17 protein-coding genes are annotated in these 20,922 nt (G+C 50.2%); 11 read left to right on the top strand and 6 right to left on the bottom strand.

All coding sequences use genetic code 11. The features are described from left to right. The first annotated feature begins 66 nt into the window (after positions 1-66). From WFJ73_RS07275 to WFJ73_RS07240, 8 genes are all read left to right on the top strand, one after another. Positions 67-1,827, top strand: coding sequence for a cache domain-containing sensor histidine kinase (locus tag WFJ73_RS07275; RefSeq protein ID WP_336772404.1), 1,761 nt, complete (start codon positions 67-69; stop codon positions 1,825-1,827). Beyond that, on the top strand, positions 1,824-3,383 hold the full coding sequence (locus tag WFJ73_RS07270; protein ID WP_336772403.1) for a response regulator transcription factor: 1,560 nt from the start codon (positions 1,824-1,826) through the stop codon (positions 3,381-3,383). The genes WFJ73_RS07275 and WFJ73_RS07270 overlap by 4 nt, the downstream gene beginning before the upstream one ends. A gap of 117 nt (positions 3,384-3,500) precedes the next feature. Next, positions 3,501-4,829, top strand: a complete 1,329-nt coding sequence (locus WFJ73_RS07265) for an ABC transporter substrate-binding protein (protein ID WP_336772402.1) — start codon at positions 3,501-3,503, stop codon at positions 4,827-4,829. A gap of 140 nt (positions 4,830-4,969) precedes the next feature. Continuing rightward, a complete protein-coding gene (locus WFJ73_RS07260; protein WP_336772401.1) occupies positions 4,970-5,863 on the top strand; it encodes a carbohydrate ABC transporter permease in 894 nt (297 codons plus the stop codon). Positions 5,864-5,867: 4 nt separating this feature from the next. Further along, positions 5,868-6,704 carry a carbohydrate ABC transporter permease gene (locus WFJ73_RS07255; protein ID WP_336772400.1) on the top strand — a complete coding sequence of 279 codons (837 nt, stop codon included), beginning with the start codon at positions 5,868-5,870 and terminating at the stop codon, positions 6,702-6,704. A gap of 164 nt (positions 6,705-6,868) precedes the next feature. After that, complete coding sequence (locus tag WFJ73_RS07250; protein WP_336772399.1) at positions 6,869-7,228, top strand: BlaI/MecI/CopY family transcriptional regulator; 360 nt, start codon at positions 6,869-6,871, stop codon at positions 7,226-7,228. Next, positions 7,225-8,646 carry a M56 family metallopeptidase gene (locus WFJ73_RS07245; RefSeq protein WP_336772398.1) on the top strand — a complete coding sequence of 474 codons (1,422 nt, stop codon included), beginning with the start codon at positions 7,225-7,227 and terminating at the stop codon, positions 8,644-8,646. Before WFJ73_RS07250 ends, WFJ73_RS07245 begins: the two co-directional genes overlap by 4 nt. 1,132 nt (positions 8,647-9,778) lie before the next feature. Then, a complete protein-coding gene (locus WFJ73_RS07240) occupies positions 9,779-10,555 on the top strand; it encodes a YheC/YheD family protein (protein ID WP_336772397.1) in 777 nt (258 codons plus the stop codon). Positions 10,556-10,721: 166 nt separating this feature from the next. Here WFJ73_RS07240 and kduD read toward each other — a convergent pair whose 3' ends face one another. The 3 genes from kduD to kduI are packed head-to-tail and all read right to left on the bottom strand — an operon-like array spanning position 10,722 to position 13,077. Next, on the bottom strand, positions 10,722-11,471 hold the full coding sequence (kduD, locus tag WFJ73_RS07235) for a 2-dehydro-3-deoxy-D-gluconate 5-dehydrogenase KduD (protein ID WP_336772396.1): 750 nt from the start codon (positions 11,469-11,471) through the stop codon (positions 10,722-10,724). Between the two features lie 3 nt (positions 11,472-11,474). Next, positions 11,475-12,242 carry a DeoR/GlpR family DNA-binding transcription regulator gene (locus WFJ73_RS07230; RefSeq protein ID WP_336772395.1) on the bottom strand — a complete coding sequence of 256 codons (768 nt, stop codon included), beginning with the start codon at positions 12,240-12,242 and terminating at the stop codon, positions 11,475-11,477. 1 nt (position 12,243) lies between these two features. Next, positions 12,244-13,077, bottom strand: a complete 834-nt coding sequence (gene kduI, locus WFJ73_RS07225) for a 5-dehydro-4-deoxy-D-glucuronate isomerase (RefSeq protein ID WP_336772394.1) — start codon at positions 13,075-13,077, stop codon at positions 12,244-12,246. A 198-nt stretch (positions 13,078-13,275) separates the two neighbouring features. On the opposite strand from kduI, the gene WFJ73_RS07220 reads away from it, so the two are divergent. After that, positions 13,276-13,863 (top strand): GNAT family N-acetyltransferase, encoded by a 588-nt coding sequence (locus WFJ73_RS07220; RefSeq protein WP_336772393.1) that lies wholly within the window; start codon positions 13,276-13,278, stop codon positions 13,861-13,863. A 35-nt stretch (positions 13,864-13,898) separates the two neighbouring features. Here WFJ73_RS07220 and WFJ73_RS07215 read toward each other — a convergent pair whose 3' ends face one another. Then, entirely contained in the window at positions 13,899-15,467 is a 1,569-nt protein-coding gene (locus tag WFJ73_RS07215) for an FMN-binding glutamate synthase family protein (protein ID WP_336772392.1), read from the bottom strand. Positions 15,468-15,844: 377 nt separating this feature from the next. Here WFJ73_RS07215 and gmd point away from each other — a divergent pair, with 377 nt between their 5' ends. Beyond that, positions 15,845-16,960, top strand: coding sequence for a GDP-mannose 4,6-dehydratase (gene gmd / locus WFJ73_RS07210; protein ID WP_336772391.1), 1,116 nt, complete (start codon positions 15,845-15,847; stop codon positions 16,958-16,960). A gap of 69 nt (positions 16,961-17,029) precedes the next feature. On the opposite strand, the gene WFJ73_RS07205 is transcribed toward gmd, so the two are convergent. Further along, positions 17,030-18,148 (bottom strand): DegT/DnrJ/EryC1/StrS family aminotransferase, encoded by a 1,119-nt coding sequence (locus WFJ73_RS07205; protein WP_336772390.1) that lies wholly within the window; start codon positions 18,146-18,148, stop codon positions 17,030-17,032. A 32-nt stretch (positions 18,149-18,180) separates the two neighbouring features. After that, positions 18,181-18,828: an acetyltransferase gene (locus WFJ73_RS07200; protein WP_336772389.1), complete on the bottom strand. Its 648-nt coding sequence runs from the start codon at positions 18,826-18,828 to the stop codon at positions 18,181-18,183. A gap of 188 nt (positions 18,829-19,016) precedes the next feature. Here WFJ73_RS07200 and WFJ73_RS07195 point away from each other — a divergent pair, with 188 nt between their 5' ends. After that, complete coding sequence (locus WFJ73_RS07195; RefSeq protein WP_336772388.1) at positions 19,017-20,921, top strand: DUF4214 domain-containing protein; 1,905 nt, start codon at positions 19,017-19,019, stop codon at positions 20,919-20,921. The last annotated feature ends 1 nt before the right edge of the window (position 20,922 follow it).

The following is a 20,922-nucleotide window of genomic DNA, read 5'->3' as shown; positions in this document are numbered from 1 at the left end:
GATCTCGCTGTATTTGCTGCCTTTTTATTTTTAATACTTGCGCATGATGACTGGGGGGACAACGCCTTGAGGCAGGGGTTATTAGCTTTCTATTATAATTTGCGAATCAAGTATAAAATAATCGTCCTGCTAGCTTTTATGATGGCGGTTATCGGCATTGCAACCTTTGCGGTTATGAAGTATGCCTTTCATGCTTACGACAAGGAAATCTACAAACAATCGGCAAGCGCCCTTAACAGTGCTTCGCTTGGCGTCGAAAAGGAGCTCCGCAATATGGAGAAGATCTCCTTCAAGATTGCGACGGACAGCTACATTCAGGATTATTTGAGCGAGATCAAGGCAGGCGGCTCCGAGTACAGCAACTATATAACCGCGGTTAATATACGCCAGCGGCTTTTAACCTTCACCAGCAACGAGAAATATATTCTGTCGTTTCATGTGATGGATGTTTTTTCGAAGCAATATGGAAACGGATACAAAATGATCAACCTCTCCAGTGAAAGAACCGAACAGGTTGTTCATGAGACCAATACCAAGTTTGGCGGCGCCCAGTTTGTCTTTCCGGATTACGGGGATAACGCGCTTATTGCGGGCAGGGAAATCCGCAGGGTGGACGGGCTGGAGCTGGATCATCTCGGCAATATGGCGGTCAGGATCGACATCGACAGGCTCTATAGCGATCTTGTAACCTCGGCGGATAATTCCAAAGCGTATTTTGCCATCATGCAGAAGGACGGACATCTGGTCTATCCGCATGATCAGCCTAACGGTATGGATCTAACCTCCTTGCAGTTAACCGGACAGCAGGGCTTCAAAATTGTATCGTTGTCGGGCAAAAACTATTTCATCACCTATTATTCCTCCAGCTATCTGGATTGGGTGTACGTAAACGTGATGCCTTACGATCAGATCTTCCATACAACGGAATCCGCGAAAAATACCGTTATTATCGTCTATATCCTACTCTCGATTCTAATTCTGGGAGCAGCGCTCAGCTTCTCGCGCTCCATAACGGGGCCGATTGAACGGCTGAATCAGAGAATGAAGCGGATCCAGCTCGGGCATTTCGAATTTGCGGAAGAACCGGAGGAGCGCAATCTCGCGAAGGATGAAGCCGGCCAGCTGCAGCGCAATTTCCGGATGATGGTGGGACGGATTGACGAGCTGATCAACGAAAATTATGTAAAGCAACTGACGATCAAGGATACGGAATTCAAGGCGCTGCAGGCGCAGATTAATCCGCATTTTTTATACAATACGCTGGAGTCCATCAACTGGTCGGCCAAAATCGCCGGACATAAGCAGATCTCCATTATGGTTGAGTCACTGGGTTACTTGCTGCGCAGCACGATCAGCCACAAGCAGCCAACCGTGACGCTAGAGGATGAAATGAGGCTGGTCAGCCATTATATCGCGATCCAGCATATCCGTTTCGAAGAACGCCTTATCTTCGAGAACCGGATCCCGGACCGTCTGCTAGGAATTTACGTGCCGAAGCTGAGCCTGCAGCCGCTTGTCGAGAACGCGATCCATTACGGGCTAGAGCAAATGATAGAAGCCTGCATGATCACGATTACGGCGGAAGAATATGAAAGCGGCATTGCAATAACCGTATCGGATAATGGACCGGGACTTGCAGGGGATGTCATTGATCAGCTTAGAAGCGGGGAAATCAAGCCAAGAGGAACGGGAATCGGCCTGCGCAACATAGAGGACCGCATCAAGATGCTGTTTGGAGAAGCTTACGGCATTCGTGTAGAGAGCGTTCCGCAGCAAGACACACGAATTACCTTGTATCTGCCAATCGAAATGGGGGAGAGAACATGAAGTATAAAGTGCTGTTGATTGACGATGAACGAATTATTCTGGAAGGTATTGCTTCTCTGATGGACTGGGATAAACACGGAACGCAGCTTGCCGGTACGGCACGCAACGGATTGGAGGCCCTTCAATTTATCGAGACTCAGACACCGGACATTATTATCAGCGATATCCGCATGCCTGGCATGGACGGTCTAAGTCTAGTGAAGCGGGTAAAGGAAGCTTATCCGCATATTGCGTGCATTATGCTGAGCGGCTTTGGCGATTTCGAATATGCCCGTCAAGCGATGCAGTATGGGGTTAAGCATTATTTGCTGAAGCCTTGCAACGAGAATACAATCGCCGAAGCGCTTGAATCGGTCGTAGAACAGCTTGATCAGGAACGGCGTGCGGATGCGTTCCTGCAGCGGATGCAAGAGGAGCTGAAGAAGGTACTGCCTAGCGCGAAGGAGCAGTTTCTGAAAGAGTATGTCACGAACAAGCGTTACGGGCGCCGCGAATGGGACGAGTACGGCAGGCTGTTCGGCATTCAGCTCGAGAATCTGGAAGCCAGGCTGCTGCTGTGCCAGCTTGAGGGTCCGTTTGAGTTCGATCATCTCTTTGCGCTGAAAAATATCGCCGAAGATATTATCGGCAAGCCTACCATTCTGCTCAGCACCACGATAGGCAGCCAGCTGCTTATCCTGATCCGGGATCAATATCCCGAAAGCGAGCTGCTCACCATTTTGGCGGATGTCAAACGGACATTCACGGGGTATTTCAAGCTGGATACAACCATAGCGATCAGTGACGCCGGCGAATTGGCGGAAGCCCGCAAGATGTTCATGGATACGCGAAGCTGTCTGAACCATCGCTTCTATCTGGGCGGGGGAAGCCTTATTACGGTCCGGGATATTCAGCAGCAGGATCAGCAAGAGGAGCAGGCCTTTTTGTTTGACGATACGCAGCTCTGCATGGCGGCCAAATCAGGCAACTGGGAAGAAGTGAACAAGGAGCTGGAGGAGGCATTCCGGATTCTGGCGGAGCTTAGGCTGGATAACTCCACGGCCAAATCGTACGTCATTCCCTTGTATGTAGCGTTAATCCGGCAGGCGGAACCAAAGCGGATGAACGAATATTTGCAGCTGCTGGCCAAGCTTGAATCTCTAAGCACCTTGCAGGCGCTTCAAAGCTTTGTAGAGGATGCGGCAAAACAAATCTGCCAGGAGAATTACGAGATTCAATCCTGCCGGCACTCCGGCATCATTCAGAAGATGATGAATATCGTCAGCGAGCATATGAGCAATCCGGCCCTTTCCCTGCAATGGGCGGCAAGCGAGATTTTGTACATGAACGCGGATTATTTAGGCAAGCTGTTCAAGAAAGAGACAGGGGATAAATTCTCGAACTATGTCATGAAAACGCGAATGGACAAAGCGCTGGAGCTGATCGAGGCAGGCAGCGACGTTAAAGTATTTGAACTGGCGGAGCAGCTGGGCTTTGGCGATAATCCCCACTATTTCAGCCAGGTCTTTAAGAAATATACCGGGAAGTCACCATCGGATTTCAAGAAAACGTCCTAAGCAAGATGTCTGTTTTTTGACGAAAAATCACTGGTTATTCGATTCCGGGCTCTCCTTTTTAACTGTACTATAGGAAATGTAAACACTTACATGGTTTAAGGAAGGGGCGCTAGAAACATGGGAAAGAAGCTATCAGCAGCAATCGCACTCATCTTGGCTACGACTCTTACAGCATGCGGCGGGGGCAACAATAACAACGCAAATCAAGCCGCCAATACGGGGGCAAGCACTTCGGCAAATGCAGGAAAAACGGATGCGGGGAAAAACATTACGCTCCGTATCGCTTGGTGGGGTTCGCAGCCTCGACATGATTACACCCTGGAAGTTATCAAAATGTATGAGGCCGCTCATCCAAACGTGAAGATCGAGTCCGAATACGCCAACTTTGACGACTACTGGAAGAAGCTTGCTCCTGAGGCCGCTGCTAGCGAGCTGCCGGACATTGTGCAGATGGATATCTCCTACCTGTCTCAGTACGGCTCCAAAGGACAGCTTGCCGATCTTACGCCTTACCTGAACAACCAGATTGATACGACAGATATCTCGGAGAACGCAATCTCCGGCGGTAAGCTGGGCGACAAGCTTTATGGCTTTAACCTTGGCGTCAACACCGTAAACTTCCAATACGACCCTGCGCTTCTGAAGAAGCTGGGCGTAGACAAGCCGGCTGATGACTGGACATGGGATGACTATTTCGCGCTTGCCTCGAAAGCGAAGGAAGCGGGTCTCTACTTCGATAACGGCTTCCGTCCGGAAGTATTCTTCGGCTACTACCTGCGTACGAAAGGCCAGCATCTTTACAACGCCGAAGGCAATGCGCTTGGTTACGAGGACGACCAACTGTTCGTTGACTTCTTCAAGCCGCTGGCTCAGCTCGTGAAGGATGGAGATACGCCTCCGCCGGACGTAAAAGCTCAAATTAAAGGCCTGGAAGATGACCTGATGGTTAAAGGCCAGCAAGTAGGGATCTGGCAATGGACGAACCAGTTCGTTGGTATTCAGCAAGTAGCGAACCGTCCGCTCGAAATGGCTAATATGCCAAACCCTGATCGCGTGAAAGGCCTCTACCTGAAGCCAAGCATGTACTTCTCGATCGCTCAGAACTCCAAGCAAAAAGAAGCGGCAGCCGACTTTATCAACTTCTTCGTCAACGATGTTGAAGCCAACAAGCTGATTAAAGGCGACCGCGGCGTACCTGTAAACAGCAAAGTGATTGAAGCTATCAAACCAACGCTTGAGCCAGCTCAGCAGCAAGTATTCGATTATGTGGCATGGGCGCAAGATAACAGCTCGCAAATGGATCCGCCGGATCCGATTGGCGCAGCAGAGATTATTACCTTGTTCAGCTCGCTTGCGGAGCAAATGGACTTCCAGCAAATTACGCCGGAAGATGCCGCTAAGCAATTCCGCGAGGAAGCCAATGCGATATTAGCCAAAAACAAATAAGAATGACAGGCAGGAATGGCTGGCCGTTGACGGCCAGCCATCCTTTATGAAAGGCTTATATTTCACCGCGAAACGTGTGCTGCTCCTCCTGGGCGCCAGCCGTTTCACCGGTAGCGAATCTTGTGCAGGAGTTGGTCCGAATGAAAGCGATCTTTAAGAGAGATTTGACGGGTTACGCGTTTATCAGCCCCTTTGTTGTCGGCTTTCTTGTATTTACCTTTGTTCCGATTTTGGCATCCCTCTATTTATCGTTTACCGATTATGACCTGTTCACCACCCCCTCTTGGGTTGGCATCGATAATTACCATGACCTCTTCACGAGCGACAAGAAGTTCTGGAAGTCGTTAAAAGTTACGTTCCTGTACGTATTTATCGGAGTTCCTCTTCGTTTGTTCTTCGCTCTTATGGTTGCCATGCTGCTTAATACCGCTTCGAGAGCGGTCGGCGTGTATCGGACCTTGTTTTACCTTCCATCCATTATCGGCGGCAGCGTTGCCGTATCCATCATGTGGCGCAACCTGTACGGCGATAAAGGGATTATTAACGGATTGCTTCAATTTGTCGGTCTGGATGCGGTCAGATGGTTTGCCGATCCCATGGCAGCGCTGTGGATGCTCATTACCTTGTCGGCTTGGCAGTTCGGTTCTTCGATGCTGATCTTCCTGGCAGGCTTGAAGAACATACCGGTCAGCTTATACGAAGCCTCAAGCGTAGACGGCGCAAACGGATTTAACCGATTCTTTAAAATAACGGTGCCCATGCTGACACCGATCATATTGTTTAACGCCATTATGCAAACAATCGGAGCTTTCATGACGTTTGTTCCGGCTTACATTATTTCCAAAGGTACAGGCGGTCCGCTGGACGGCACCTTGCTCTATTCCTTGTATCTGTTCCGCCAAGGCTTCCAATTCTTCGATATGGGCACCGCATCGGCAATGGCTTGGATCATGCTGGTTATCGTGTCGGTACTAACAGCCGTGTTGTTCCTGTCATCTAAATACTGGGTTCACTACGAGTCGAAGGAGGGGTAAGCCTATGCTGGCGAAAAAATGGAAATGGCCTATTTATCATATCGCAGCGGCCGGCGGCGCTATCTTGATGATCTATCCCGTGATCTGGCTCCTTATGAGCTCCTTCAAGAAAAGCGAAACAATCTTTACCACCTCCAGCAGTCTGATTCCGGACAAATGGATTTGGACGAACTATTCGGACGGCTGGGCAGGCATTGGCGGCCATTCGTTTGGCACGTACATTACGAACACGCTTGTCCTTGTTGTGCTTGCCACAATCGGCGCGGTATTGTCCTCCGCACTTGTAGCGTTTGGCTTCGGCCGGCTCAATTTCCGGGGCAAAAAATTCTGGTTTGCGATTATGATGGTTACGTTGATGCTTCCGCATGACGTAACGCTGGTTCCGCAATATATCCTGTTCTCCAAGCTGCATTGGCTTAACTCCATTAAGCCGATTGTAATTCCGGCGTACTTCGGGGCACCGTTCTTTATTTTCCTGATGGTGCAGTTTATCCGGACGCTTCCAGGCGAGCTCGACGAAGCGGCCACTATTGACGGCTGCGGCAAGTTCCGGTTGTTCTACCGCATCATTTTGCCGCTCATTATCCCGGCCATGGCAACCGCCGCAATCTTCTCGTTCTACTGGCGCTGGGAGGACCTGATTGGTCCGCTGCTTTACTTGAACAAGCCTTCGATGTACACGGTCTCGATGGCCCTCAAGATGTATCTCGATGCGGAGACGCTTTCCAACTGGGGCGCTATGTTCGCAATGTCGATTGTGAGCTTGATTCCGGTATTCGCGATTTTCTTCTTCTTCCAGAAGCATATCGTTGAAGGGATCAGTACAAGCGGTCTGAAATAGAAATCAAGTGGTAAACCCGCAAAGCTAAAGCTTTGCGGGTTTATTTTGTTTTTCGCAGGTGGGCATTCAAACAAAAGAGGTGCTTTCTCTTGACAAAGGAGGTTTACTGCAATAAACTTCTTTTATAAGGTTTATTGAGATAAACCTAATTGGAGGCGATCGAATTGGAAGCCTATAAGCTATTTGACGCGGAATATAAATTTGCCTGTCTGATTTGGGATAATGAGCCGATTAATTCAACGGAGCTTGTGAAGCTGAGCAAATCGAAGCTGGGCTGGAGCAAATCAACGACCTACACCGTCCTGAGAAAGCTATGCGAGCGGGGCATTTTACGGAATGAACAGGCCGTTGTGACGTCCCTTATCAAGAAAACCGAAGCACAGAAGTACGAGAGCCAGACGGTTGTCGAGAAAGCATTTGACGGCTCGTTGCCGCAATTTCTGACAGCGTTTCTTGGCGGGAAGAAGCTGTCGAGGAAGGAAGCGGAGGAGCTGAAGCAGATCATTGAGGAGTCGACGAAATGACAGGATTGTTTATAACAGTTGTTAATATGAGCATTACGGCGGGGTATGTGGCTATCGCTGTCATGCTGGCGAGATTATTGTTCAAACGGCTGCCTAAACGATTTTCCTACTTTTTATGGTCGGCTGTAGCGTTAAGACTGCTTGCGCCTGTTAGTTTTACGGCAGGCTTCAGCTTGTTGCAAGCGGTACGGCCTCCTAACCATTCGCAAGTAGGAAAGTTGGAATATGTTCCGCATGATATCGGGATGCAGAAGAATCCGGTGTTGGACATCGGTGTGGACAGTCTTCGCCAGCTTGTTCCTCTTCCGTCTGCCACTCCTCTAGCGAGCGTAAATCCGATGCAAATCATTTTGTGGCTGGGCAGCTTGATCTGGGTAACGGGTATTGTCGTACTGCTGCTATACAGTATTGTCCAGTATGCGAGACTATGGTCCAAGCTTAGAACGGCAACGCTGGTACAGGATCGCATCTTTGAAACGGATCAGATTCGCACGCCGTTTGTGTTTGGTTTTCTGAAGCCGAGAATTTATATCCCGACCGGTCTATCCGATGAAGAGCTGCCTTATATCGTTGCCCACGAGCAGGTTCATATCAGTAGACGGGATTATTTGATTAAGCCTGCTGCATATCTCCTGCTGATTATCCATTGGTATAATCCTGTCCTTTGGATTTCCTATAGACTGATGAGCAAAGACATGGAGATGTCCTGTGATGAACGGGTGATGCAGCAGATGGGAAGCGGGGTAAAAAGAAGCTATGCCTCCACGCTGTTATCCATATCGACGAACAGCAGCAAATGGCAAATGGGCGGACCGCTTGCTTTCGGAGAAAGCGATGTGAAGGCGAGGATTACGAACGTTCTTGCTTACCGCAAGCCATCCTCTTGGGTTATAGCGTTGTCGATGCTAGCTGCGGTGGTGCTTGTTACCGGATTTACCGGTAATCCGAAGCCGTTGCGGCAGTCGATGCTGCCAGCGGCCACGGACAATGAAATATATGCCGGATACAATCTTGATAAACTGATGGAAAATAAAACCTTGTATGTCGGGAATCACGTGAAAGTAGGCGGATTGATTGGCGCTTTGCCTAAGCCGGTTGACCTGGTAGGGAAGGGGTTATCGCTTCAGACGAAGTCGCCGCCATACGGGGTAACCGTTAATTACGATAGAACGGATGATTTGAAGGCGGAGGAAGAAATGGCAGCGAACAAAGACGTTTTCTACCGGAATGCCATTATGTTGCTTAGTCTGATTGATAATGTGGATTCGATCACGTTTAATGTTAGCGATGTTTATAGTGTCTCTATGACGAGGGGAGAAGCAGAGTTACTGCTCGGCGGAGATATTCGTCCATATGCCGAAGATGAGTCAAGCGTTAAGCAACTGATCGATCGACTTAAACAATTTCAAAATACATGAACAAACCCAGTACCGACGAGGTACTGGGTTTGTTGTTGTTCTGAAGGGGCTTCCATGCCGTTGGAAAACAACGCAGCTTCTCTAATATTTAAGTGTTTAAAACTGCAGCGGTGAGGCCAGCAAAGTTTATCGTGATGCTTTGCCCACCGGATATCATATTCCCTGTAACTCTTAGAGAATAGGTATGAGTGCCGGTCAACGGCGCTTCATCACAGGTAGTGAGAGCAAGCGTAAACGGACTGTTGGCCATCGATCCTGTATCGATTGCAGTACCAATGACAACTCCGTCATCACGGACAATTTCTGCGGTTAAAGTTAGGTTGTTAGAATGCGGTGTCCATGTTACATAACCGGTCAACCAAACGGTATTGCTTGGTGCGGCGACAGTTGCTGCAACCGTTAAAACGGTAGCCGTTGGCGCTGCCAAGGTCAAAGTAATTGGCGGAGTGCCGGCATACGTTGCACAATCAAATCCAGTAAACAGCCCTGGCGGTCCAGCTGGGCCTGTGGGACCTGTTGGGCCTGTGGGACCTGTTGGGCCAGTTGGGCCAGTTGGGCCTGTGGGACCTGTTTCTCCTGTCGGGCCAGTTGGGCCAGTTGGTCCTTGAGGTCCTTGTGGTCCTTGAGGGCCTTGCGGTCCAGGAGGTCCCGGAGGACCTGGTAGTCTACCCATCTTAAAGATACACACTCCTTATTTAGTAATATAGAGCGCATGAAGACTATGGGCCTTTTATTCACTTCGGCCACAAAACAGGATATTCCGGCAGGTAAATTTAATGCAAGTACATCAAATATTTTTCTTTTCTATATGTATTGTTGTCCATGCATTATCCGCTTCGTCACATACATTGATTATACGATTCTCTATATTAGATTGTGGAGGAACATAATGAGTTTGGTAGGCATCTTGGTTGCAAACCGCAATCAACGGAAGAACGTTCTTAGGCAATATCTTCAGTCCAATACAATGAATTTGAAATTATTTTGTTTTACTCCATCCTCTATCAACTGGAAGCGGAAACGTATCATCGGACTCTACCGATCCAACGGCAGATGGAGGCTAGGTCATTTTCCGTTCCCCAAGGTAGTCTATAACCGATGTTATGATACCGATCGACAATTAATGGAACGTTTGGGCGCAGCAATCGGCATCAAGAAGTGCTTCAATCATATTAATCAATTCAATAAACAAGAGATTTACACGAATTTAAGCAAATGGCTTTCCGATTATTTGCCGGCAACCGTGCCTTTCGACAAGGAGAAAGCCGTTCAATTGCTAAAGGCCCATAAAGACATCTACTTTAAGCCTTGTTATGGCCATCAGGGAAAAGGCGTAGTTCGGGCAGAAATGCAGGCTTCAGGTGAAATCCATATCGGCCATCACTATTTTTCGCCTGAAATCATTTTCCAGGATACGCAGCAATTCCAGGAGAGCATTCAAAAGATACTCGGTACCACCCCGTATATCATGCAAGAAGGTATCCCCATACAACAAGTCGATAACCGAGTTTTCGATATCCGGGCACTTGTGCAAAAAAATGAAAATGGATTATGGTCGGTCACGAATCTTGTCAGCCGAATAGCAACTAAAGGCAGCTTTAATACAAGCATCTTCGATGAAGTCTGTTTATCGCATGAAATACTCAATCGTCTGTATCCATCCGATAAAGCGGCTCAAATTATTCGATCCATTTACGACATCAGTTTAAGAAGCGCTGAAATAATGGACGAAAACACTGCCTATCATTTAGGAGAATTCAGCGTGGATTTTGCGTTGGACAACGATGAGCATGCATGGATCATTGAATTAAACGGAAAGCCGCAAAAATCGCTTTATGCGGACATTCGCGATCAAAGCGCCGTTTATTTGCGGCCGATGCAATATGCTAAATATTTGTGCAAGCGCTGATCCTGACTAATGGTTTTAATATATGGATTGGGGCTTGGCAGAGTTACTCGCCTTATAGGTTTCCAAGATGAGAACCGCAAAGTCCACTTTTTTGAACGAAGAAATTAACGACAAAAAACGAGCCTATAGAATCGCTTCTAAGGCTCGTTTTGCATTTTAATGGTTATTATCGGCCCATCCAGCCGCCGTCCACGTTGAGAACGTGGCCGCTCAAGTAGTCGGATGCGGCGGATGCAAGGAAGACAACCGGACCTTTCAGGTCATCCGGCGTTCCCCAGCGTCCAGCTGGAATCCTTTCGGTAATGGAGTTCGTGCGTGCTTCATCCTTCAGGATAGGCGCCGTATTATTGGTTGTCATGTAGCCCGGAGCAATAGCGTTAACCTGAACTCCGCGTCCAGCCCACTCATTGGCAAGAGCCTTGGTTACGCCGGCAATTGCGTGCTTGCTTGCGGTATAGCCGGGTACGTTAATGCCGCCTTGATAGCTGAGCATGGAAGCGATGTTGACGATTTTGCCGCTGCCGCGCTCCAGCATGTGACGGCCGGCTAGCTGGCTGAGGAAGAAGACCGAGTTCAGGTTCAGGTCAATGACATCGTGCCAGTCTTTGGCGGAATGCTCAGCTGCCGGCGTACGGCGAATAATACCCGCATTGTTAACGAGGATATCCACTTTGCCAAAAAAGCCACGGGCTTGGTTAAAAACATCCTCTAGAATATCCGCATTGCTGAGGTCGGCAGAAATTTCTTCCGCTTGTCCGCCAAGTTCGCGGATGGCAGCAACAGTCGCGTTGCTGTTCGAGGAAGAGATCGCAACGACGGAAGCGCCCGCTTCCGCAAGTCCAAGCGCCATCGCTTGGCCAAGACCGCCGGATGTACCGGTTACAACTGCTGTTTTGCCTGTCAGATCAAATAACATCGATTAATTCATCCTTTCGTAAATCGCAAGATTTGCACCTGCCTGCCGGTAATGCTGAGCCGTGTCCGATGAGATTCCCGAGTCGGTCAGAATCGTGTTTATCTCATGAAAGTCAGCAAAGGTAAACAATGCGCCTTGGCCAAATTTATGGTGATCAACAACCACATACGAGGTTTGTGCCGTATCGAGAAGGGCTCTCTTGAATGCCGTCAGGTCGCCTGTATAAATGGTGAAGCCAAATTCCGCATGAACACCGGTTGCGGACAGGAAGGCTTTCTTAATATTGAGCTTCCGGATGTATGCCTCGGCTTCCGCGCCTGCAAGCATATTGCGGACACGGTAACCGCCGGGCACAACCAGCTGAATTTCATCCTTGCGGGACAGCTCGGCAATGATGTGCACATCGTTGGTTACAACGGTAAGAGGCTGATTTCGCAGCCTCTTGGCGATTTCAAGCGTTGTGCTGCCGCCGTCCAGCGCGATAATATCGCCGGGATCAATAAAAGTAAGCGCCAGCTCCGCAATTTCCGTCTTCTCGGAGGAATGCCGCACTAGCGGCTCTTGCTGTGACAAAATGCCAAGCTGATCGCTTTGGGCGAGGACTGCTCCCCCGTGTATACGAAGGAGCAGTCCTTTTTCCTCAAGCCTTGCCAGATCCTCGCGAATCGTCTTGCCCGTCACGTTCAGTCGTTCGCTTAAATCCTGAACGGTAACTTCGCGGCTCGCCAGCAGGGCTTCCATAATTAATTCATGTCTTCGTATCGCATTCATGTTATTTCAAATCTTGAGGTGCAACCGCGTCCATATCTTCGAAGATTTGGTTCTCGCCGGCCATACCCCAGATGAACGTATAAGCGCTTGTGCCTACGCCGCTGTGGATCGACCAGCTTGGCGACAGGATCGCTTGCTCGTTGCGCACAACCAGATGGCGAGTTTCTTGCGGCTCGCCCATGAAGTGGAAGACATTGCCGTCTGCTTGCATATCGAAGTACAGGTATACCTCCGAGCGGCGGTTATGCGTATGGCAAGGCATTGTGTTCCAGTTGCTGCCCGGCTTCAGCATAGTGAGGCCCATAACCAGCTGGCAGCTCTGGATACCGCCAGTGTGGATGTAACGGTAGATTGTGCGCTCGTTGTTCGTGTTAAGAGCTCCGAGATGGTTAGGGGAAGCTTCGCTGATCGATGCTTTCACCGTTGGGTAGTTTTTGTGTGCAGGCGTCGAGTTCAGGTAGAACTTAGCCGGATTAGCCGAGTCCGAGCTTGTGAATACAACGTCTGCCGCACCAAGGCCGATGTAGAGGCAGTCTTTGTTTTCCATATCGTAAGCCGTGCCGTCAACGGTAACCGTACCGCGGCCGCCAACGTTAATGATACCGATCTCGCGGCGTTCGAGGAAGGTTGCCGCACCCATTGTTTTGGTGTCGGCTTCAAGCTTAACGGATTGGTTAACCGGTACCGCGCCGCCAATAATAAAGCGGTCAACGTGCGAGTAAGTAAGGGTCAGCTGGTCTTGAACGAAAAGAGTCTCGAGCAGGAACTCTTGACGAAGACGAGTTGTATCAAATGCTTTTACCTCTTGCGGATGCGATGCGTAACGGATTTCCATATTGAAATAGCCTCCATTGTTTGAATAATTTTGTTTAAATAAGTTCACTTAAGTTCGTATAAGTTTATTTTAAGACGGGCGATGTGGATTTGCAACCCTAAATTTGATAGGGAAAGTTTATTTTTAATGAAAGAAGATACTGTGGGGCAGTTGGAAGCTTGCTATAGTGAGGGAAGCAGCGAAATGGGGGAGATAAATATGAGTCAAATCCGAATTGATTGTCCAGCCGTTTATTTACGGGAATACGCGATAGATGATCTGGAAAGCTTGCATGCCTTGACCTGGCAGCCTGAAATTTATGAGTTTCTGCCGGGTTGGAACGTATCCAGGGAGCAAAGGGAAGAATGGTTCGTTCAATATGAACTGGAGGAGAACGCAAGGTTCATGAAGGCCGTATCGGATGGCGGAGATGTTGGCGACCTGAGATTAAGGCTGGGGATTATTGAAATATCGAGCGGCGAATTTATTGGCTGGTGTTGTACGGGCTTAAAAGACGAGCTGCCCGATCCGGAGCGGGAGATCATGTACGCGATTTCGAATAAGCACCGGAATAAAGGCTATACGACGCAAGCCGTGAAAGGAATGGTGGAGTACTTGTTTCAGCATACGAAAATCGATAGTTTAGTTGCGTTGGCTCATATCCGCAATATTGCCTCTATGAGGGTAATTGAGAAAAGCGGATTTATATTTAAGAAGAGAATTAAAATCGAGGATGAGAGCTTTCAGTATTACAAGATGAGTAAACCTCTATCGAGGCCTCTCGAAGATGAGCGACCGATGGGATAGACAAAACCCGCTAGAGCTTCTAGCGGGTTTCTTTGTTACACCGTTTCCGGGTACGGATATAAATCGACGACGCGGTCCGTATGGCCGTTGTCGGTCATAAACACGACATGCTCCCGGCGAAATTCGCGCGGACTGTTCAAGCCGCAAGCGGCGGCTAGGGAGAAGAGGCCTTCCCGCATCTGGAGGATATAGTTCATGACTCGCCATTGTTTCTCTTCCGGAGCGAGCGCTTCCTGGTACTTATCATCCGTCGTTGTGACGCCTGCCGGGCATTTGCCGGTGTGGCACTGCAGCGCCATGATACAGCCGTTCGCCATCATAAAGCCGCGGGCCGAATTGACGGCATCCGCGCCTAGCGCAAGAGCAATGGCGACTTTATCCGGGGTGATAAGCTTGCCGGAGGCGAAAATTTTGAACCGGTCCCGAACGCCGAATTTGCGCGCCGTGTCGTCCAGAATCAGCAGGCCGGCGAATAACGGAAGGCCCATGCCGTCCGCCATTGCTTTGAAGGTAGCGCCTGAGCCGCCTTCGGAGCCGTCAACTGTTATAAAGTCCGGATAAATATTCATGTCGAGCATAGCCTGGAAAAACGGCTCAAGCCGCTGCGGATCGCCAACGACGATTTTTACGCCAATCGGCTTTCCGCCTTCCCTCTGCAGCGTTTGGATGAATTCCAGCGCTTCCTCGGGTCTGGTCAGAAACTCGAAGCGGTTTGGGGAATTGACGGTTTTGCCGACGGGAACAAGACGCGCTGCAGCAACTTTCTCGTTTACCTTGGAGCCTTCCAGATGTCCGCCGCGGATCTTAGCGCCTTGATGAAATTTCAGCTCAAAGGCTTTTATGTTGGAATGGCTGGCTTTGCGCTTAAAGGCCTCGATCGAGAATTTGCCTGTCTCGTCACGGAAGCCATATAAGCCGGGTCCAATCTGGGACACGACATCAACGCCAGTCGACAGGTGAACATCCGCAACGCCACCTTCTCCCGTGTTAATCCAAGAGCCCCCCGCCATATTGGCGCCGCTGCCCGTCGACTGAATGTAGTTCTCGCCAACCGCGCCAAAGGAGGTAGCCGAGGCGCCGAACAAACCCTTGAGCTTCCAGGGCTGCTCCCGGTTTTCACCCACGATTAGCGCATCGTCGTCATGCAGGAGCCAAGGTCTGACTTGTTCGGAAATAAACTTTTCCTGGCGCGTGAAGACGCCTTCATCGGTAATGACATACTTTTTGCCCGGCAGCATGGTGTCGTTATCGATCTTTAGTTCGCTGGTAAGCTTCGGGAACATGGCGTTGGACAAATAAAAGCCGGGCTTCTCGTAATCCCGGCGGCCGCCGAAGGAGATCAAATCCGTCCGGTATTTGGCGGCGTACACGACACCAACAAAGTCAGCTCTCGAGAACGGTTTGCCCTCCGTATCGTTATCGAACCAGTATTGCCGGAACTCGGGACCAAGCTTCTCAAGCAGGTAGCGGAGCCAGCCAAGGAACGGATGCGAGCGGATAATCGAATGTTTTGGTTTCTTCGATAAGGCGTACATGTAGCTGAAGAAGATAATTGGAGGCAGCGCGATAATGGCAACCAAAATAAGCAGAATGGAAAGCAGCATAAATTGTAAACCCTCCCGGCTCAAGAAATAACGTCATAACGTTCATTATATCACAGCCCAAAAGGGGCTGCTTTCCAGGGACATACAACCCGTACGAAAATTAAACGCCGTACAATCTCAGCGAATGTCCCGCCAGCATATAATGAAGCGTATACGATGCTAAAGGGGACGATGCTATGAACAGGCGGACAGCTTTGCTAATATCCCTCATTTTGTATGTGGTTCTGGCAATAGTATTGATCTTAAGCGCGGTGTTTCATTTTGGCTGATTGGTTGAAAATAGTTCTTTGTCCGATGCCGAGGCAGTTTGTCCTGTCATACCATATGGAAGATAGCAGGAGACCGACCTGCTCAATATGACGATGACGGAGGGAACCATGAATAAGGTCGCCTTCATTACGGGGATTACCGGGCAGGACGGGATGTATCTGGCTGAGCTGCTGCTCGCCAAAGGATACGTCGTGCATGGACTTAGACGCCGGAGCTCGCTAGCGAATACCGGTCGGATCGACCGCATTGCGGACGAAGCGAATAAAACAGGGAAGAAGCTGGTGCTTCATTACGGAGATTTAACGGATTCAACGAACTTGGTTCGCTTGGTCCAGCAGATTCAGCCCGACGAGATTTATAATTTGGCCGCGATGAGCCATGTGCATGTGAGCTTTGATTCGCCCGAATATACGGCCAACGCGGACGGTATCGGAACTCTGCGGCTGCTTGAGGCGGTCCGGATTCTAGGGCTGACGGAGAAGACCAGGATTTATCAAGCTTCCACCTCAGAGCTATATGGCTTGGTTCAGGCGGTGCCTCAAAGCGAAACGACGCCGTTTTACCCAAGAAGCCCTTACGCGGTTGCGAAGCTGTACGGGTACTGGATTACGGTGAACTACCGGGAAGCTTACAATATGTATGCCTGCAACGGGATTTTGTTCAACCACGAAAGCCCCGTTCGAGGAGAAACCTTCGTGACCCGGAAAATAACCCGTGCGGTAGCGCGGATCGCTTACGGTATGCAGGACGTGCTGGCCCTTGGCAACCTGTCGGCAAAACGCGACTGGGGTCATGCGCGCGATTATGTCGATGCGATGTATCGAATTCTTCAGCAGGATACGGCTGAGGATTACGTGATTGCCACGGGCGAAACGACGGAGGTCAGAGAGTTTGTTCGCCTTGCTTTTGCGGAAGCGGGCATCGAGGTTGCCTTCGACGGAGAAGGGGCGGAGGAATACGGCTACGTGGTAGCCTGCAGTAATCCGGATTACCAGATCCCGCAAGGCACAACCGTAGTCAAAGTTGATCCTCGATTCTACCGGCCGTCCGAAGTGGAGCTTCTGATTGGCGACTCGACCAAAGCAAGGACCAAGCTGAACTGGCATCCGGTAAGCAGCCTGAAGGATCTCGTCGGCGAGATGGTCGCGGGCGACCTGGAGGAAGCGCGGCGGGTAGTCGATCTGCGCAAGCTCGGTTACGACGTAAGCCTGGATATGGAATAAGCGAAATAACAAAGCCCATCTACAATCCTCAAGGATAAGCAGATGGGCTTTCTTCATTCTATTTACGCGTTACACGCCGCGAACACGCGCTTTGATCCGGTCGCAAATATGCTGAATATCCTGCTCGGTTAGTCCGCCGTAAGTAGGGACGTTAAAGCCTTGCGCGGTAATGCGGTTTGCAACAGGGAATTGTTCATGCGGCTGCAAGCCTTGATAAGGCGGAAGAACATGCATCGGGTAAAAGAAGGGCCGAGTCTCGATGCCGTCATCCTTAAGCTGAGCCATTACTTCATTCCTTCGGGCTTCATCGGCATCGTTCAGAACAATGCTGAACATCCAATATACGTTTTTCGCCCAAGTCATCTCGACAGGCAAAGTGAGCTTAGGCTCATCTTTCAGATTCTCGTAATAGAGCCCGGCGACTCTTTTCCGCTCGCTGATATGCCAATCCACATTCTCGAGCTGGGCACAGCCGACAGCAGCCTGCAGATTAGTCAGACGGTAGTTGTAACCGATAACCGGGAACCAATATTTGCGCACCGGATCGATCCCTTGGCCGCGAAGCGTACGCATCTTGTTCGCCAGCTGCTCGTCGTCGGTCGTAATCATGCCGCCCTCGCCGGTCGTAATGATTTTGTTGCCAAAAAGGCTAAAGGTTGCGATATCGCCAAGCGATCCCGTTCGTTTCCCTTTATACTCCGCGCCAAGCGCTTCCGCAGCATCCTCGAGTACAAACAAGCCATGCTTTTTGGCAATTGCGGCGACGGCATCCATATCGGCCGGGTGGCCGTAGAGATGCACCGGAATAATGCCTTTGGTGCGAGGCGTGATCAGACTCTCGATCTTTTCGGGATCCAGGTTCCATGTCTCAGGCTCGGAATCGATAAAGACAGGAGTTGCCCCGCAGTATACAACCGCGTTTGCGGTAGCGATAAAGGTGACGGTCGGAACGATCACCTCATCGCCCGGTCCTACCCCAAACGCAAGCAGCGCCAAATGAAGAGCGGTAGTGCCGTTGCTGCAAGAGATCGCATATTTGGTGCCGCAATAAGCGGCGAAATTTCGCTCGAAATCGTTAATATATTTTCCGGCAGAAGAGATCCAGGTTGAATCGATGCAATCCATGACGTATTTTTTTTCATTTCCGTTAAATACGGGTACGGCAACCGGATAAAATTTGTTGTCCATGAATTATGCCTCCCTCCGAGTTACCTTCATTCTTAAGCTAATGTCTGTTTGACAACGGCAGGAACGCCAACAGCCAGCGAAAACGAAGGAATTGGCCGGATGACGGCCGCTCCGGCTCCAATCATGCAGCCCTCGCCGATGTGCATGCCGTCGATGACCGATGTACCGGTACCGAGAAAAGATTCGTCGCCAACCGTGACGTTGCCGGATAAATGGCAGCCCGGCGCAATATGGCAGGCCATGCCGATTTTCCCGTCGTGGTCAACGGTAGCTCCGGTATTAATGATGCTATATGAGCCGATTCGGGTATCCGGCTGTATGACGCATCCCGGCATTACCGCTACTCCCGCGCCGAGTGTAACGCCAGCCGCCAAATAGGCACGCGGACTAATGGCATTGATAAGCTCGAACCCGAGAGCTTCCGCATGCTTCGCAAGAGCATGCCGCCTTGCGTTGTTGCCGATGGCCACAAAGGCATGACGGATTCCTTGCTCAAGCAGTCCCGGCAGCCGTTCGTCACCGCCAAGCACGGCTAGGCCAAGAACGGTTGCCGTTGGATCGGGGCCGATGCAGCCGATCAACTCAACATGCGGATCATGCCGCAAAATATCTGCAATCACTTTGGCGTGACCGCCGGCACCGATAATTACGGTTTTATTAGGCAAGGCATGATGAAACAAAACGATCGACTCCTTTACGCATATCCCATCATATTCAAGCGGCAATAAAATGCTTCAATTCCGGCTAGACAGGCGTCTAATTCGGCAAATATGGTCGAAATCCCCAGAGGGCTAGGGCGTGAGCCGTTGCTTTTTCAGGCCGTGACAATACTCTATCTACAGATGAATAGTGATGGGAGGCCAGACCAATGAAGCGAAAGAAGAAACGCAGGTCGGTCAGACGCAGCTTGCGCAGCCGAACAGCACGAAGCAAACGGCGGAAAAACGGAAAGCCAAAGAGACTTTCGAGAAGAAAAGGCAGGAAGCGTCTGCGCGGCAAAAAAGCAGGAAGAAAAAAGAAGAAGGCCGTACCGCCCGCAGCCGTTTCCGACGAAGCTTCCATATCGCCGGAAGACGCAGCCCGCCTAAGATCCAATAATACGAGAGTCAGGGCAAGTCTCGCGGAAGGAAGCCGGATCATCGATTATCTTCATTTTGCATTCAAGCTGGATAATGAGGATTTTCTATGGGAGATCTACCGGCAATTCCTGCAGCGCGAACCGGATGCAGCGGGGTTCCACCAATTTAAAGGCAAGCTGGAAGCAGGCGCTTTGACGAGAGCCGCCGTGGCGGCGTCCATTATGCAAAGCGGCGAAGCTGAGCTGGTATTTACCAGAAAGCCGTCAGGGGACCGCAACACCTCTGCCTTTAATCTACAAGGCTTATTCCCGGCCCATACCTTGGACTTTATTCATGGAATCTATGCCCAATTATTAGGACGCGAACCGGAGGACGCTAATGTCGCAAACGATGTTCTGGCTGTCCATCAAGGGGTGTCCAGGCAAGGATTGCTGGCACGGCTGCTGATGTCGGAAGAAGCGCAGAACCTGCTGCGTTCCGTAAATCCGCCCGCTCCTAAGTCTAAAGCCGCGTTAAGCGCAAGGGCTGCAGGCAATCAGAATATCGGCATTTTCCTTTGCTTCGGCGCCCAAATCGCGATGGACGGGGAAGGAATCGGACGTTTCTTCGTCCGTCTTACCGAAGGTCTTTTAGGCCTGCCAAACGGTTTTAATCTTCATATCGCAACAACGGAAGCCAATGTGAAAGAGACGGAAACCATCTTTGCTTCCCTTAAGACCCTGTATCCGAGTCGTTTGCACTTTTACCACGCCGACAGCATGGCGACCATCAACCGGGTCGTGCCGGCGGATGTCTGGATCGTGCCTTACGTCGGCATGGGGCTGGCCCAATACCTGCACCGGCCGTATATCGTTTGTCTGCATGATTTGGTTTATCTGCATTTCCCGGATCTGTATTCGAAGGATATGGATCATTTCCAATACATTCATTCTTTGGCGGAAAAAATTACGAGGAATGCCGCCATTGTCGTATTTGATTCCGAGTATATCCGCAATCATGAAGGTCTAACGTATTTGAATCTCCCCGTTCATCAGACGGAAGTGGTTCGCTTTGCGGCGCCTCATGAGGAATATACGGGCTTTGGCATCAAAACGGAGGTAGAATTCCGCGGTAAATACAATTTATACGGCCCGTATGTGACCTTCCCGTCCGTTATTCGGCTGCACAAAAACCATGAGCGATTAATTGATGCGTTCCATCGTTTCCGGCTTACGGATCTGGGTAGAGCTTCCGGATTAAAGCTTGTATTAACGGATGACTTGATTAACCGCCCTAGACAACAGGAAATAACGGAAGCGCTGAACGTAATTGCTGATCCTGCCATCAGAGCTTCTATCGTCTTTATGGGCCGTATCCCGTCGGCCGACTTGCCATCGTTATACAAATACGCGGTAGGGGCCGTTGTGCCAACCCTTTTCGAAGGCAGCTGCCCATTCCCGATCGTCGAGTCTTTGCTCATGGATACCCCGGTTGCGTTCGGACGGCTGTCGATTGTCGAGGAAGTCATTCCGGATATGAGCAGCTTTGCAACTTTTGATCCTTACAATCCTGAAGAAATGGCTGAGTCCATCGGCAAGCTGTATGTGCAAGGGAAGTCGGTTGTTCCCGTGCAGAAGGAAGCCGCAAGCGGCCTTCTGCACAGGAGCTGGGCGAATGTTGCTCTTGATTACGCGGCAATCATTAGCCGTATCTGAT

The organism is Paenibacillus sp. MMO-58 (assembly GCF_037146255.1).
Taxonomy (GTDB): domain Bacteria; phylum Bacillota; class Bacilli; order Paenibacillales; family Paenibacillaceae; genus Pristimantibacillus.
This window is presented reverse-complemented; position numbering and strand designations above follow the sequence as displayed.